13 protein-coding genes are annotated in these 14,449 nt (G+C 73.7%); 6 read left to right on the top strand and 7 right to left on the bottom strand.

Translation table 11 applies throughout. The features are described from left to right. Positions 1-405: 405 nt before the first annotated feature. Positions 406-1,125: a transcriptional repressor LexA gene (lexA, locus tag CLV28_RS14275; protein WP_100424005.1), complete on the top strand. Its 720-nt coding sequence runs from the start codon at positions 406-408 to the stop codon at positions 1,123-1,125. Positions 1,126-1,171: 46 nt separating this feature from the next. Here the strand turns inward: lexA and CLV28_RS14270 are convergent, their stop codons facing one another. The 3 genes from CLV28_RS14270 to hflX all read right to left on the bottom strand — a co-directional run bounded on the left by CLV28_RS14270 (position 1,172) and on the right by hflX (position 6,006). Next, the gene (locus CLV28_RS14270; RefSeq protein ID WP_239073248.1) at positions 1,172-2,155 is read right to left on the bottom strand and encodes an L-lactate dehydrogenase; all 984 of its coding nucleotides are present in this window, start codon (positions 2,153-2,155) and stop codon (positions 1,172-1,174) included. Positions 2,156-2,185: 30 nt separating this feature from the next. After that, positions 2,186-4,159: an ATP-dependent DNA helicase gene (locus tag CLV28_RS14265; RefSeq protein WP_100424079.1), complete on the bottom strand. Its 1,974-nt coding sequence runs from the start codon at positions 4,157-4,159 to the stop codon at positions 2,186-2,188. Positions 4,160-4,494: 335 nt separating this feature from the next. Further along, positions 4,495-6,006: a GTPase HflX gene (gene hflX, locus CLV28_RS14260; protein WP_100424004.1), complete on the bottom strand. Its 1,512-nt coding sequence runs from the start codon at positions 6,004-6,006 to the stop codon at positions 4,495-4,497. Between the two features lie 179 nt (positions 6,007-6,185). On the opposite strand from hflX, the gene CLV28_RS14255 reads away from it, so the two are divergent. Then, the gene (locus CLV28_RS14255; RefSeq protein ID WP_100424003.1) at positions 6,186-6,830 is read left to right on the top strand and encodes a class I SAM-dependent methyltransferase; all 645 of its coding nucleotides are present in this window, start codon (positions 6,186-6,188) and stop codon (positions 6,828-6,830) included. 60 nt (positions 6,831-6,890) lie between these two features. Here the strand turns inward: CLV28_RS14255 and dapF are convergent, their stop codons facing one another. From dapF to CLV28_RS14240, 3 genes are read right to left on the bottom strand one after another with little or no spacing between them, the layout of a single operon-like run. Beyond that, entirely contained in the window at positions 6,891-7,877 is a 987-nt protein-coding gene (gene dapF / locus CLV28_RS14250) for a diaminopimelate epimerase (protein ID WP_100424002.1), read from the bottom strand. After that, positions 7,874-8,824, bottom strand: coding sequence for a tRNA (adenosine(37)-N6)-dimethylallyltransferase MiaA (miaA, locus tag CLV28_RS14245; protein ID WP_100424001.1), 951 nt, complete (start codon positions 8,822-8,824; stop codon positions 7,874-7,876). Before miaA ends, dapF begins: the two co-directional genes overlap by 4 nt. Further along, on the bottom strand, positions 8,821-9,732 hold the full coding sequence (locus tag CLV28_RS14240) for a hypothetical protein (protein WP_100424000.1): 912 nt from the start codon (positions 9,730-9,732) through the stop codon (positions 8,821-8,823). The genes miaA and CLV28_RS14240 overlap by 4 nt, the downstream gene beginning before the upstream one ends. Positions 9,733-9,785: 53 nt before the next feature. Between CLV28_RS14240 and CLV28_RS14235 the strand changes: the two genes are divergently transcribed. Beyond that, positions 9,786-10,391 carry a type III secretion system chaperone family protein gene (locus CLV28_RS14235; RefSeq protein ID WP_239073247.1) on the top strand — a complete coding sequence of 202 codons (606 nt, stop codon included), beginning with the start codon at positions 9,786-9,788 and terminating at the stop codon, positions 10,389-10,391. Next, the gene (locus CLV28_RS14230; RefSeq protein WP_100423999.1) at positions 10,388-10,897 is read left to right on the top strand and encodes a type III secretion system chaperone family protein; all 510 of its coding nucleotides are present in this window, start codon (positions 10,388-10,390) and stop codon (positions 10,895-10,897) included. The genes CLV28_RS14235 and CLV28_RS14230 overlap by 4 nt, the downstream gene beginning before the upstream one ends. Positions 10,898-10,933: 36 nt before the next feature. Here CLV28_RS14230 and miaB read toward each other — a convergent pair whose 3' ends face one another. Further along, positions 10,934-12,562: a tRNA (N6-isopentenyl adenosine(37)-C2)-methylthiotransferase MiaB gene (miaB, locus tag CLV28_RS14225; RefSeq protein ID WP_100423998.1), complete on the bottom strand. Its 1,629-nt coding sequence runs from the start codon at positions 12,560-12,562 to the stop codon at positions 10,934-10,936. Positions 12,563-12,828: 266 nt separating this feature from the next. Between miaB and CLV28_RS14220 the strand changes: the two genes are divergently transcribed. Together CLV28_RS14220 and CLV28_RS14215 are read left to right on the top strand one after the other, a co-directional pair. After that, positions 12,829-13,557: an amino acid ABC transporter ATP-binding protein gene (locus tag CLV28_RS14220; RefSeq protein WP_203968187.1), complete on the top strand. Its 729-nt coding sequence runs from the start codon at positions 12,829-12,831 to the stop codon at positions 13,555-13,557. Positions 13,558-13,598: 41 nt separating this feature from the next. Beyond that, the gene (locus CLV28_RS14215) at positions 13,599-14,444 is read left to right on the top strand and encodes a glutamate ABC transporter substrate-binding protein (protein WP_100423996.1); all 846 of its coding nucleotides are present in this window, start codon (positions 13,599-13,601) and stop codon (positions 14,442-14,444) included. Positions 14,445-14,449 lie beyond the last annotated feature (5 nt).

Genomic DNA, 14,449 nt, shown 5'->3' with positions numbered 1-14,449 from the left:
CGCGGTGCCGAGCAACGTTCCGGACGGGTGCTGGTCTGATCGAACACCTGTTCGTCGAACGCCTGTACGATTTCTAGCACGAGGAGCAGCCGAAGTCGAGACATGATCGAACGTGTGTTTGAAACCGAGGGACGTTTCCCCTAACCTGGACGGAGGGACGGTTCCACCCGTACTTCGCAGTTGATGGGCTCGCAGTTGTGAGCTCGGAGTTGTGAGCTCGCAGCTTTCGAGCTCCGCTCTCTGCAACTCGCAGTTGCTGCGACGGCCGTGGCTGGATCGGCCGAGGAAGCAGCGACGGATGGTGCAGCCGCGAAGGACGCTGACGACGGAGGTCGTGGCGGACGACGCGGTGGCCGCCCCGGCACGATCGAGGACGAGCGCAGCGGCGACGACCAGGAGACCACGATGGCTCGACGGGCAGACGGAACGGCAGAGCTCGCAGAGGTGCACACCCTGCCGGCGCACGGCGACGATGCGCTCACGCAGCGGCAGCGCCTCGTGCTCGAGACGATCGAGTCCTCGATCGCGGCCCGCGGCTACCCGCCGAGCATGCGAGAGATCGGCCTCGCGGTCGGCCTCACGAGCCCGTCGAGCGTGAAGCACCAGCTCACGACGCTCGAGCGCAAGGGCTTCCTGCGCCGCGACCCGAACCGTCCCCGCGCCATCGAGGTGGTCCGTCCGGGCCGCACCGCACCGCCCGCCGAGGAGCGGGCCGCTCGCGTCGACGACCTGGGCACGCCGGAGCGTCCTGCGGCGTCGTACGTGCCCGTGGTGGGTCGGATCGCCGCCGGTGGCCCGATCCTCGCCGAGCAGCTCGTGGAGGACGTCTTCCCGCTGCCCCGCCAGCTCGTCGGGGACGGCGAGCTGTTCCTGCTCAAGGTCGTCGGCGACTCGATGCTCGACGCGGCGATCTGCGACGGCGACTGGGTCGTCGTGCGCCGTCAGCCCGTCGCGGAGAACGGCGAGATCGTCGCTGCGATGATCGACGGCGACGCGACGGTCAAGGTGTTCCAGCGCCAGGACGGCCACGTGTGGCTCGTCCCGCGCAACGACGCCTACTCACCCATCGCAGGTGACGACGCGCAGGTGCTCGGGCGTGTCGTGAGCGTGCTGCGGAGCCTGTGACGCGAGGTCACCGCGACCGCCGGCCGCGGTGACCGGCACCGACCGGTCAGAAGCCGAACCCGCGAGCCGCCTCCTTGAGCGCGGTCGCCGACCGCTTGAGCCCGTCGTACTCGTCGTTCGAGAGCGGCACGTCGATGCGACCGTCGCAGCCACGACGGTCCACGAGCGCCGGCACCGACAGGCACACGTCGTCGATCCCGTAGAAGTTCTCGAGCAGCGTCGAGACCGGGAGCACGCGGCGCTCGTCGCCGAGGATCGCCTCGACGATCCGTGACCCGGCGAGGCCGACCGCGTAGTTCGTCGCCCCCTTGCCCTCGATGATCGTGTAGGCGGAGCGGACGACGTCGTGCGCGATCGCCTCGCGCACCGAGGCGGTGAGGGGGCCGAACCCGGGCCTCCCCTGCCACTCGAGCAGGGGGACGCCGCCGATCGACGCGCTCGACCACAGCGGGATCTCGGAGTCGCCGTGCTCGCCCGCGATGTAGGCGTGCACGTTCTGGACCGCGACGCCGCAGTGCTCGGCGACGAGGTGACGCAGCCGCGACGAGTCGAGCACCGTGCCCGAGCCGAAGAGCTGGTGCGGTGGCAGGCCGGAGACCTTGAGGGCCGCGTACGTCACGATGTCGACGGGGTTCGTCACCATGACGTACGTCGCGTCCGGGGCGACGTCGAGCAGCCCCGGGAGGATAGTCCGCACCAGTCCGATGGTCGACTCGGCGAGGTCGAGCCGGCTCTGCCCGGGCTTCTGCTTGGCCCCGGCCGTGAAGACGACCACGTCGGCGCCCGCGCACACGGCGACGTCGTCGGACCCCTCGACCGTCGCGGGAGGCATGAACTCGAGCCCGTGCCGCAGGTCGAGGACCTCGGCCTGGACCTTCGCACGGTTGATGTCGAGCAGCGCCACGGTCCGCGCAGCGCCGCGCATGAGCGCCGCGTACGCCATGGTCGACCCGACGGCGCCCGCACCCACGATCGCGAGCTTGGTCGTGCTGCGGCTGGACGCGGGCGGTGCGGCGACGGGGGCGTTCACTGGTCCTCCAGGGGTTCGACTGTCTGGCCGTCAGCCTAGGGCCGCGAGCCTCGCGAGGGCGGCCAGGACCGTCGGCCTGTCGGTGGTTCGCCAGAACGGTGGCATCGACCGTGCGAGGAACTGCCCGTACCGGGCCGTCTCGAGCCGCGGGTCGAGCACCGCGACCACGCCGCGGTCGTCGACCGAGCGGACGAGGCGCCCGGCCCCCTGGGCGAGCAGGAGCGCGGCGTGCGCGGCCGAGACCTGCATGAACCCGTTGCCGCCGGACTGCTCGATCACGCGGGCGCGCGCCGACTTGACCGGGTCGTCCGGGCGCGGGAACGGGATCCGGTCGATGAGCACGAGCTGGCAGCTCGGGCCCGGGACGTCGACGCCCTGCCAGAGCGAGAGCGTGCCGAACAGGCACGTCTCGGGGTCCTCCGCGAACTGCGCGACGAGCGTCGGCAGCTGGTCGTCGCCCTGGCACAGGACCGGGACGTCGAGCCGTTCGCGCATCGCCTCGGCCGCCGCCTGCGCGGCACGTCGCGACGAGAACAGCCCGAGCGTCCTGCCACCGGCGGCGCGCACGAGCGACTCGATCTCGTCGAGCTGCCCCTCGGTGGCGGCCTCCCTGCCCGGGGTCGGCAGGTGCTTGGCGACGTAGAGGATTCCCTGACGCGGGTAGTCGAAGGGGCTGCCGACGTCCATCGCCTCCCACGCGCCGCCCTCGTCGCCACCGAGGCCGACGGTCCGAGCGACGTGCTCGAAGCTGCCGCCGAGCGCGAGGGTCGCCGAGGTGAGCACGCCCGTACGCTCCGCGAGCAGGTTCTCGCGGATCAGCCCGTTGACGGCCAACGGGGCCGCGTGCAGGCGCGTCGTGGTGTCCTGGCCCCACGACTCGCTGGGGTGCGTGCACCACAGGACGTCGTGGCCCGTGGGGTCGGCCGCCATGCGCTCGGCGATCTCGACGAGCGCGAGCATCGCGGCCTGCGCCATCTTGACCCCGGGCTCGGGCTGGGCACCGGGCGACGTGTCCGGCTTGAGCGCGCTCACCAGCGTCCGTGCCGCGTCCCGCACCGCGGCGACGACGACCCGCGCCTCGTCGGGCAGCCCCGCGGGGAACCGCTCGGCGGGGAGCTGCTGGAGCATGGTGCCCAGGAGCCTGGACGCCGCGTCGAGGTCGTCGGTCGCGACGCCCCCGTGCCGACGGGCGAGACGCGCCGCGTGCTCGATCGTGGGGACCGACAGGTCGACCGTCGCGGCGGCCGTGACCCGGTCGCTGAGCTCGTGCGCCTCGTCGACCACGACCACGGAGTGCTCGGGCAGCACCACGGGCGAGCCCGAGGCGGCGATGCCGAGCATGGCGTGGTTGGTCACCACGACGTCCGCCTCGCGGGCGGTGGCACGCGCGGCCTCGGGGAAGCAGCCGTCGAGCATCGGGCAGCGCTGACCCAGGCACTCGAGCGCCGTCACGGAGATCTGACGCCACGCCTTGTCCGAGACGCCGGGGACGAGGTCGTCCCGGTCTCCCGTGTCGGTCGTGGCGGCCCACTCGCGGGCGCGCACGACCTGCGCACCCAGCGACGCGTCGTCCGACCGCGACTCGCGCGGGTGGTCGGCGGCTCCCGCGTGCTCGGCGCCGGGCATGTCGAACAGCGTGGGCTCCTCGTCGGGGTAGCCGCCGGCGACCTTGTGCGCGCACGCGTAGTTGTGCCAGCCCTTGAGCAGCGCGATCTCCGGACGGCGCGGCAGCATCGGGGCGACCGCCTCGACCACGAGAGGGAGGTCGCGCGTGATGACCTGACGCTGCAGCGCGAGGGTCGCGGTCGAGACCACGACGCGCTCGTCGGCCGTCACCGCGTGGCGCACCGCGGGCACGAGGTAGCCGAGGGACTTTCCCGTCCCCGTGCCGGCCTGCACGAGCAGGTGCTCCCCCGAGTCGACCGCCTCGTGCACGGCGCGCGCCATGCGGGCCTGCCCGTCGCGGCGACGACCGCCCAGCACGCCCACGGCTGCGTCGAGCATCGCCTCGATCTCGGCGGTCGCGTCGTCGGTGGCGACCCCGTCGCCGGGTCCCGCAGGGGTCTGGTCGGTGCTCGGCGCGTCCACCGGACGATCCTACGGGTCGGGTGCGACGGTCGGACCGCCGCACCCGGTCCTGTGGACGCTAACGCGCGGACGCCGCCGCGGACGTCCCGCCCGGGGACCAGGCACGAAGCTCCCGCACGAGGTCCTGCACGAAGGTCCTGCACGAAGGTCCTGCACGACGGTCCTGCACGACGGTCCTGCAGGAAGGTTCTCCACGGACGCCCCCAGCGACGGTCCCGCGTGGGACCGCGTGGGCCCGCGCGGGACCCGGGTCAGCCGACGGCGACCGCCGCCAGCTCGGCCGCGAGCGTCTCGTCGACGCGCCCGCGCAGCAGCGTGCCCGCCCCGGTGTGCTCCTCGTGCGTGATCTCGCCCGACTCGTGCACACGGTGCACGAGGTCGCCGCGCGAGTACGGCACGACGAGGTCGATCTCGACCGCGGGCCGCGGCAGCTCGGCGGTGACGAGCTCGAGCAGGCTGTCGATGCCGAGCCCGGTGTGCGCCGAGACGAGGATCGTGCGGCGCTCCTTGAGCCGGACGCGCGCGACGACCTCGGGGTCGGCGACGTCGGCCTTGTTGAGCACGATCACCTCGGGCACGTCGCTCGCGCCCGGGACGTCGGCGAGCACCTCACGCACCGCCGCGATCTGCCCCTCGGGGTCGGGGTGCGAGACGTCGACCACGTGCAGCAGCAGGTCGGCCTCGCCTACCTCCTCGAGCGTCGAGCGGAACGCCTCGACGAGCTGGTGCGGCAGGTGGCGCACGAACCCGACCGTGTCGGCGAGCGTGTAGACGCGCCCGTCCTCGGTCTGCGCCCGCCGGATCGTCGGGTCGAGGGTCGCGAAGAGCGCGTTCTCGACGAGCACGCCCGCCCCGGTGAGCGCGTTGAGCAGCGAGGACTTGCCCGCGTTGGTGTACCCGGCGATCGCGACCGAGGGGATCGCGCCGCGGTGGCGCGACGCGCGCTTGGTCGCGCGGGCGGGGGCCATCGCGGCGATCTCGCGCCGCAGCTTGGCCATGCGGTTGCGGATCCGTCGACGGTCGAGCTCGATCTTCGTCTCGCCGGGACCGCGCGAGCCCATGCCCGCCCCGGCGCCGCCGACCTGCCCACCGGCCTGCCGCGACATCGACTCGCCCCACCCGCGAAGCCGCGGGAGCAGGTACTCGAGCTGCGCGAGCTCGACCTGCGCCTTGCCCTCCCGGGACTTGGCGTGCTGCGCGAAGATGTCGAGGATCAGCGCGGTGCGGTCGACGACCTTGACCTTGACGATGTCCTCGAGCGCGCGGCGCTGCGAGGGAGCGAGCTCGGAGTCGATGACGACCGTGTCGGCGCCCGTCGCCGCGACGATCCCGGCGAGCTCGGCGGCCTTGCCCGAGCCGAGGAACGTGCCCGGGTCGGGCTTCTGGCGTCGCTGCAGCAGGCCGTCGAGCACCTGGGAGCCGGCGGTCTCGGCGAGCGCGGCGAGCTCGCGCAGCGAGACCTCCGCGTCGGTCGCGCTGCCGTACCAGAGGCCCACGAGCACGACGCGCTCGAGCCGCAGCTGCCGGTACTCGACCTCGGTGACGTCCTCGAGCTCGGTCGAGAGGCCCGCGACGCGCCGCAGCGCGGCACGCTCGGCGAGGTCGATCTGCTCGCCGTCGTGCGCGGTGTGGACCGTGCCGCCCTCGGCGCGCGCGGTGCCGGCACGGGCGAGGACCCGGGCGACGACGTCGCCGGCGATGTCACGCTCCGTGCCCTGGGTGTCCAGGTCGTGCGGGGTGTCGTTCGCCGGGGTCTGCGTCATGGGTGCCTCTCGTGCCGGGTCGCGGCGCGCGGTTCGCGTCGCGGTGCCGGGCACGGCCACGCCGCCCCGACTCTCAGACAACAAGCGTGGCACGGGAATTCGTCCCGGGGCCACCGTTTTCCCGGCCCGGGGGCCCGTGATCGCTCAGGGCGCAGCGCCCGACGGTAGGATCCGACCTCGTGGACGAGACCGAGGCACGCAACGACCACTACTTCACGGCCGAGCCGGCCTCGGCCGCCGAGCGGCGCGAGATCGACGTGCGGCTCGACGGCGACGACGTGAGGGTCGAGGTCGCCTCGGGGATCTTCTCCCCCGGCCGGCTCGACCTCGGCACCCAGGTGCTGCTGCGTTCGGTGCCCGCTCCGCCGTCGGGCTCACGGGCGGACGGCGCGGCCCGGGAGGTCCTCGACCTGGGCTGCGGCTGGGGTCCGGTCGCGCTCACCCTCGCCCGCCGCGCCCCCGAGGCCCGGGTGTGGGCGGTCGACGTCAACGAGCGTTCGCTCGACCTCACGCGGCGCAACGCCGCGCGCCTGGGCGCCGACGGCGTGCGCGCCGTCCGCCCCGAGGACGTCCCGGGCGACGTCCGGTTCGACACGATCTGGTCCAACCCGCCGATCCGCGTGGGCAAGGACGTGCTGCACGACATGCTGCGGCACTGGCTCCCCCGGCTCATGCCCGACGGCGCGGCGTACCTGGTGGTGCAGCGCAACCTCGGTGCGGACTCCCTGGCACGCTGGATGAACGAGAACCTCGACGGGCTCGCGACCGCGAAGCTCGCGAGCGCCAAGGGGTTCCGGGTGCTCGAGGTCGTCCCGACCCGCTGACGGTCCCGCCGCGCCGCGCGGTCAGGACGCGGCGACACGACGCGACGTCGGAGTGCGGCGTCAGCGCGAACCGTCGACCAGCGGGAACGTCCCCGCGAAGACGAGCTCGGCCGGTCCGGCGAGCTCGACGTGCCCGTCCGCGAGCGCGGTGACGCGGACCGTCCCGCCGGGGACCTCGACGAACCAGACGTCGGGCGCTCCCCCACCCGCCCACGCGCGCACGGCGAGTGCGGCGGCGCACGCGCCCGTGCCGCACGACCGGGTCTCGCCCACGCCACGCTCGTGCACGCGCATGCGCACGCGCCCGACCGAGGTGCCGTGCTCGTCGACGGACTCCCCGAGCGGGACCACGAGCTCGACGTTGGTCCCGTGCGGGGGCACCGGGCGGACGTCGGGGGCGACGGTCAGGTCGAGCGCGTCGAGCTCGTCGTCGGTACCGAGGGCCACGACGGTGTGCGGGTTGCCCAGGTCGACGCTGAGCGCGGGCCGCGCACCTGTCCAGCCGCGCACCTGCACGCTCGCGTCGAGGCCTGCCGCGACCGCGGCGTCACCGCCCGGGAAGGTCCATCGACCCATGTCGACCGCGTACCAGCCGTCAGGCTCCTTGCGCACGCGGCGCACCCCGGCGCGCGTGCCGAGCACGAGCTCGCCCGCACCGAGGTCGGCGAGGCCGAGGGACTCGGCGAAGGCCGCGAACACGCGCACGCCGTTGCCGCACATCTCGGCGACCGAGCCGTCGCCGTTGCGGTAGTCCATGAACCAGCGCGCCGCGGGCTCGCTCTCGAGCAGTGCACGCCCCTCGGGCAGCGCGGCGCTCGGCGCGAGCCGGATCACGCCGTCGGCGCCGATGCCGCCCCGGCGGTCCGCGAGCGCCCGCACGGCGGCGGGGCCGAGGTCGAGCACGCCGTCCCGGTCGTCGACGAGCACGAAGTCGTTGTGGGTGCCGTGGCCCTTGGTGAACGCGAGCGTGCGCGGCGCGGTCGTGCCGTCAGAGATCGTGCCGTCGGAGATCGTGGCGTCGGGGCTCGTGGCGCCGGATGTCGTCATGAGCCCAGACTACGGCGCACGGGACCTGTCGCGGTGCGCTCGACCAGGCGCCCCTCGTCGGCCGCGGCGACGATCGCGAGGGCGTCGGCCAGGAGGGTCGGCGACTGCGCGTCGAGCCAGTGCACGCGCGGGTCGCGCCCGAACCAGCCCATCTGCTTGCGGGCCAGGCGCCGCGTGTTGGCGGTCACGGCGTCGCGCGCCTGCTCGGGCGTGCACGCGCCGTCGAGGAGCTCGAGCACCTCGGCGTAACCGACCGCCCGCGCCGCGGTGCGCCCGAGCCGGCCGCGCAGCGCCGCGACCTCGTCGACGAGCCCCTCGTCCCACATGCGCGCCACGCGTGAGGCGACGCGCGCGTCGAGGGTCTCGCGGTCGCAGTCGAGCCCGATCTGCACCGCCGGTGTCACGTACTCCTGCCTCGGCAGGTTCGCGGTGTAGGGCTGCCCGGTCAGGGCGATGACCTCGAGCGCGCGCACGACCCGGCGGGCGTTGCGTGGCCCGATCGAGCGGGCGGCGTCCGGGTCGGCGGCCTCGAGCTCAGCGAAAAGCACGTGCAGGCCCTCGTCCTCGGCGCGCTGCTCGAGTGCCGCGCGGACCGCCGGGTCGGTCCCGGGGAAGTCCATGTGGTCGAGCAGGGCGCGCACGTACAGCCCGGACCCGCCGACCACGACGGCGCGCGCGCCCCGGGCCTGCACGTCCGCGACCACCGCCCGGGCGTCGCGCTGGTAGTCGGCGACCGAGGAGTCCTGCGCCGGGTCGAGCACGTCGAGCAGGTGGTGCTCGATGCCACGACGCTCGTCGAAGGGCACCTTGGCCGTGCCGACGTCCATGCCGCGGTAGGTCTGGTAGGCGTCGGCGTTGACGATCTCGGCGGGGGCGAGCGCCTGCGCGAGGTCGAGGGCGAGGTCGGACTTGCCCGTGGCGGTCGGGCCGACGACTGCGATGATCACGGCACGACCGTACCTGGCGGGGCAGCGTCGGGAGCCTCCGGGGTCCTCCCCGGGGTGCTGGGCGCCCACACCTCGACGTCGAGTGGGAAGCCCTCGCCGCCGCGTCCGGTCGCGTGGCCGCCATCACTCGCGTGGCCGCCGTCGCTCGCGTGAAGGAGTTCGGTGTCGTCCGCACTGCCGATGTCGTGGGAATCGCGGGCACCGCGGCTCGTGATCGCGTCCTGCCCGGCGCGGCGCGCGGTGCGTACCTGACCCGCCCGCTGTGCCAGCCGCCCGACGACGCGGGCGGCCGGGCCGCCGTCGTCCGCGACGAGGACGAGGACGACGCCCGGGCGCGCGGTCAGCGCGGCGACGACGTCCTGCTCGGTCACGACCTCGACCGCGTCCCGCTCCTCGCGGCCGGCTGCGTCGAGCAGCACCAGCGCGACGGTCGCGGCGACCCCGGGCGCGCGCTCCCCGCGCGGGCGCGCGGTCGAGCCCGACAGGGTCTGGCCCGACGGGGTCGAGCCCGCCGGGGTCTGGCCCGGCGGTGGGACCAGACCCAGCGCGCCGACGTCCGGCACGGGGACGACGGGCCCGGACCACGCGGCGTCCGCGACCACCAGCACCGGACCCGGGGGCGCCGCCCGCAGGATCGACGCCACGAGCGCGCGGGCGGACGCCGCCGGGTCGGCCCGTCCCGCCGCGCCGGGGACGAGCAGGGGTGTCGCGGGGACGACGACGTACCAGGGCACGAGGGTCGCCGTTCCCGTGATGGGCACCGCTGCCGTCGTGGACACAACCGTGTCGGGCGCTGCTGTCACGTCGGGGTCGGTGGTCACGTCGAGGACGGTGGTCACGTCGGGGAGGGTGGACGTCGGCCCGGCGGCGGCGGCCGACGCGGACGGCGGGGTGGCGTGGTCGGGCACGTGGCCAACCTAGCCGAGGAGCAGCGTCGGCGGGCGCGGGTAGTGTTGTCGACGTGAGGCTCTTCGGCAGAGGACGGCACGGACCGGACGACGGGTCCCGCGCGAGCGGGCACGACGGGCTCGAGCACGACAGGGCCGGGACCGACGACGCCGCGCTCCGGTCGACCGTCGAGGAGGTCCTGCTGCGCGAGCTCGCGGCCGGGGCGCTCGACGACCCGGACGACGCGATCCCCCGGCCTCTGAGCCAGGCGCGGCTCGTGGACTGGGCCAAGGAGGTCGGCCTCCACCACTTCGTCGACTCGGACGGCGACCTCGGCTGGCTCTGGCGGCAGCGCCGCTTCGCGGTGCTGACCCTCGGAGACGAGCGCGACGTGCTCGAGGTGCGCGGCGAGTGGAACCGGGTGATCGCGATCGAGCGCCTCGCGGAGGTCCTCGAGCTGTGCAACGAGTGGAACGCGAGCCGGCTGTGGCCGCGCGCCTTCGCCCGCGTGCTCGACACCGGCGCCGTGCACGTGTTCGCGCGCGTGACCGTCCCTCTGCACCACGGCGTGACCGACGACCAGCTCGACCAGCTCGTGGGGGTCGCGCTGCACACCTCGACAGCGTTCTTCGACACCGTCGACGACGTCTACCCCGACCCCGCCGGGAGCGCGCCGTGAGCCGGACACCGACCCGCTGGATCTCGCGGCTCCTGGACTCGCTGCGCGGCGGCGGCGAACGCCCCGCGCCCGCGCTCGACGTGCCGTCCCCCCTGACGGCGGCGCGCGTCGGCGACGACCTCACCCGGCGCGGCTACCACTACCGCAGCGGCGACGGCGAGCTCACGGGGACGTGGGACGGGCACCGCATGTGGTTCCTCCTGCTCGGCGAACGTCAGGAGATCCTCTGCGTGCGGGGGCGCTGGTCGCGCACGCTGCCGGGCGAGCACCGCGGGCTCGTCCTGCGGGCGATCAACGACTGGAACCGGGACGCGGTGTGGCCCACGGCGTACGTGCGCGAGGACACCGACGACGGCGTGCTCTCTCTGTACGCCGAGATCAGCGTCGACCTCGAGCACGGCGTCACGGACGCGCAGCTCGCCGACGTGGTCACGACGGGCCTGTCGTCGGCGATCGGGCTGTTCCGGTCGGTCGACCGGTTGCTCGGGCCACTGCCGACGGACTGACGGCGGCGCGCGGCGCGCCGTCGGGCCCGCGACTGGTCAGGCCCGCAGCGTCGGCAGCCCGAGCACGACCGGCCCCGGCGCGGCGGGCGCGCCGTGCCCGTGGTCGTCCCCGCCGCCGAGCCGGGCGACCTCGCGCGCCGCCCAGGCGTCGCCCGAGCGCGTGCGGCGCACCCGGTACTCCCCGCCCGCGAGCGCCGAGTCGGCGATCAGGTGGTACGGCGCCGACTGCGTGACCTGCACCGTGACGACGTCGCCGGGGCGAGGGACGTCCGCGGCGAGGTCGTCCGCGAGGCGGGGGTCGCCCTCGACGGGGACCTCGGACGTCGTCGCGAGCGTCGCGGCGACGGGTGCGGGTACCGCGAGGTGCACGAGGCGGTTGTCCTCGGCCCGACCGGTGAGCCGGTGCGTCGCGCCGTCCTTGCGGCCGGCGCCCTCGGTCACGAGCACCTGGACGGTGCGCCCGACCTGCCGCGCGGACTCCTGCCCCGAGACGCGGTCCTGGAGCGCGAGGAGCCGCTCGAAGCGCTCCTGCACGACCTCCTTCGGCAGCTCGGGCAGGTCGAAGGCGGGCGTGCCGGGGCGCGGGGAGTACTGGAACGTGAAGGCGCTCGAGAACCGCGACTCCTCGACGACGCGCAGCGTCTCGGCGAAGTCCTCCTCGGTCTCGCCCGGGAACCCGACGATGAGGTCGGTCGTGATCGACGCGTCGGGCATCGCGGCCCGCACCCGCTCGAGGATCCCGAGGAACTTGTCGGAGCGGTACGAGCGCCGCATCGCGCGCAGCACGCGGTCCGAGCCGGACTGCAGCGGCATGTGCAGCTGCGGCATGACGTTCGGGGTCTCGGCCATCGCGGCGATCACGTCGTCGGTGAACGCCGCGGGGTGCGGGGACGTGAACCGCACGCGCTCGAGCCCGTCGATCGTGCCGCACGCCCGCAGGAGCTTCGCGAACGCGCCGCGGTCGCCGAACTCGACGCCGTAGGAGTTCACGTTCTGCCCGAGCAGGGTGACCTCGACCGCGCCCTGCGCGACGAGCGCCTCGACCTCGGCGAGCACCGCCCCCGGGCGCCGGTCGCGCTCCTTGCCGCGCAGGTGCGGCACGATGCAGAAGGTGCACGTGTTGTTGCAGCCGACGCTGATCGAGACCCACCCGGCGTAGACCGACTCGCGCCGCGTGGGCAGCGTCGAGGGGAACACCTGGAGCGTCTCCGCGATCTCGACCTGCGCGGCCTCGTTGTGGCGCGCGCGCTCGAGCAGCACGGGCAGCGCGTCGAGGTTGTGCGTGCCGAACACCACGTCGACCCACGGGGCCTTGGAGACGATCGTGCCGCGGTCCTTCTGCGCGAGGCACCCCCCGACGGCGATCTGCATGCCGGGCCGCTCGGCCTTGACCGACGCGAGGCGCCCGAGGTTGCCGTAGAGCTTGTTCGCGGCGTTCTCGCGCACCGCGCACGTGTTGATGACGACGACGTCGGCGCGGTCGGCCGCGGCGTCGGCCGCCGAGGCCTTGGTGTACCCGGCCTGCTCGAGCATGCCGGCCATGTGCTCGGAGTCGTGGACGTTCATCTGGCAGCCCAGCGTGCGCACGGCGTACGTGCGGGTCACGGTCGAGGGCGCAGCCGTGGTGACGGTCGAGGGCGCGGCGGGGGCGAGCGGAGTGGACATCGCCCCCAGTTTAGGCCCCGTCCCGGCCACGCCGGACGCCGCCCGGCGGCGTCCGCCCGCCCTCCGGGGGGACGCCGCAGGTCACAGCCGTTGCCAGACCGTTACACCGGTCGGTGGCGTACATCACCGTCGCACCCTAGGTTCGACAGATGGAGGACCCTCGCACCGACCCGACCGCTGCTGCGGACCCGACCACTCCACCGACCGGCCAGGGCGCCCCGCACGAGCGGGCCGTCGACCACCGGCCCGACACCGACGCCGAGCCCGTGGTGCGCCTGACGGGCGTGCAGAAGCACTTCGGCGACCTGCACGTGCTGCGCGACATCGACCTGGCGGTCGCGCCCGGCGAGGTGCTCGTCGTCATCGGCCCGTCCGGCTCGGGCAAGTCGACGCTGTGCCGGGCGATCAACCGGCTCGAGACCATCGACGAGGGCGAGATCACGGTCGACGGGCAGCCGCTGCCCGCCGAGGGGCGGGCGCTCGCGCGGCTGCGCTCCGAGGTCGGCATGGTGTTCCAGTCGTTCAACCTGTTCGCGCACAAGTCGGTGCTCGACAACGTGACGCTCGGCCCCGTCAAGGTGCGCGGCCGCTCGCGCGCCGAGGCGCGCAAGGAGGCCATGGGGCTGCTCGAGCGCGTCGGGGTCGCGAACCAGGCCGAGAAGATGCCCGCGCAGCTCTCGGGCGGTCAGCAGCAGCGCGTCGCGATCGCCCGCGCGCTGGCCATGCACCCGAAGGTCATGCTGTTCGACGAGCCGACGTCGGCCCTCGACCCCGAGATGATCAACGAGGTCCTCGACGTCATGGTCGAGCTCGCCCGCGAGGGCATGACGATGATCGTGGTGACCCACGAGATGGGGTTCGCGCGCAAGGCCGCGCACCGCGTCGTGTTCATGGCTGACGGCCAGATCGTCGAGCAGGCCACGCCCGAGGAGTTCTTCACGAACCCGCGCAGCGACCGCGCCAAGGACTTCCTGTCGAAGATCCTCACCCACTGACCCACCCACGGAACCCAGCACGACCGACGAAGGGAACGACCATGCGGACACGATCCACGGCACTCCTCGCGGGCGCAGCGGTGCTCGCCCTGTCCCTGACCGCCTGCAGCGACGACTCCGACGGCGGTGACGGGGGCTCGACCGACGGCGGCGGGGACACCATCACCATCGGCATCAAGTTCGACCAGCCCGGGCTCGGCTTCAAGGACGGCGACACCTACACGGGCTTCGACGTCGACGTCGCGACGTACGTCGCGGAGAAGCTCGGCTACTCGGCCGACCAGATCGAGTGGAAGGAGGCGCCCTCCGCCCAGCGCGAGACGCTCCTGAGCTCCAACCAGGTCGACATGATCTTCGCGACGTACTCGATCACGGACGAGCGCAAGGAGACCGTCTCCTTCGCCGGACCGTACTTCGTGGCCGGGCAGGACCTCCTGGTCGCCGAGGACAACAGCGACATCACCGGGCCCGACTCGCTCAACGGCAAGAACCTGTGCTCGGTGAGCGGCTCGACGTCCGCCCAGCGCATCAAGGACGAGCAGGCCGCGGACGTCAACCTGCTCGAGCAGCCCGGGTACGCCGAGTGCGTCACGACCCTGGTCGCCGGTCAGGTCGACGCCGTGACGACCGACGACATCATCCTCGCCGGCCTCGCCGCGCAGCCCGCCAACCAGGGCAAGGTCAAGGTCGTCGGCAACCCGTTCTCGACCGAGCGGTACGGCGTCGGGATCCCGAAGGACTCCGACAAGTGCGAGGACATCAACACCGCGCTGCAGGAGATGTTCGACGACGGCTCGTGGGACGCCGCGATCAAGGCGAACACCGAGGGCACCGGGTACACCCCGAACGGGGACGAGAACCCGCCGAAGCTCGACGCCTGCGCGTGATCGCG

It is taken from the genome of Sediminihabitans luteus, assembly GCF_002797595.1.
In the GTDB taxonomy this organism is placed as follows: Bacteria; Actinomycetota; Actinomycetes; order Actinomycetales; family Cellulomonadaceae; genus Paraoerskovia; species Paraoerskovia lutea.
Note: the sequence above shows the minus strand (reverse complement) of the source record. Positions and strands in the feature narration are given on the sequence as shown.

What these genes read in the sequence shown, in the direction of transcription:
- lexA (WP_100424005.1), top strand. Translation starts at nt 406, where the DNA reads ATGGCTCGACGGGCAGACGGAACGGCAGAGCTCGCAGAGGTGCACACC.
- CLV28_RS14265 (WP_100424079.1), bottom strand. Translation starts at nt 4,159, where the DNA reads ATGCTCGACGCAGCCGTGGGCGTGCTGGGCGGTCGTCGCCGCGACGGG.
- hflX (WP_100424004.1), bottom strand. Translation starts at nt 6,006, where the DNA reads ATGACGCAGACCCCGGCGAACGACACCCCGCACGACCTGGACACCCAG.
- dapF (WP_100424002.1), bottom strand. Translation starts at nt 7,877, where the DNA reads ATGACGACATCCGGCGCCACGAGCCCCGACGCCACGATCTCCGACGGC.
- miaB (WP_100423998.1), bottom strand. Translation starts at nt 12,562, where the DNA reads ATGTCCACTCCGCTCGCCCCCGCCGCGCCCTCGACCGTCACCACGGCT.
- CLV28_RS14215 (WP_100423996.1), top strand. Translation starts at nt 13,599, where the DNA reads ATGCGGACACGATCCACGGCACTCCTCGCGGGCGCAGCGGTGCTCGCC.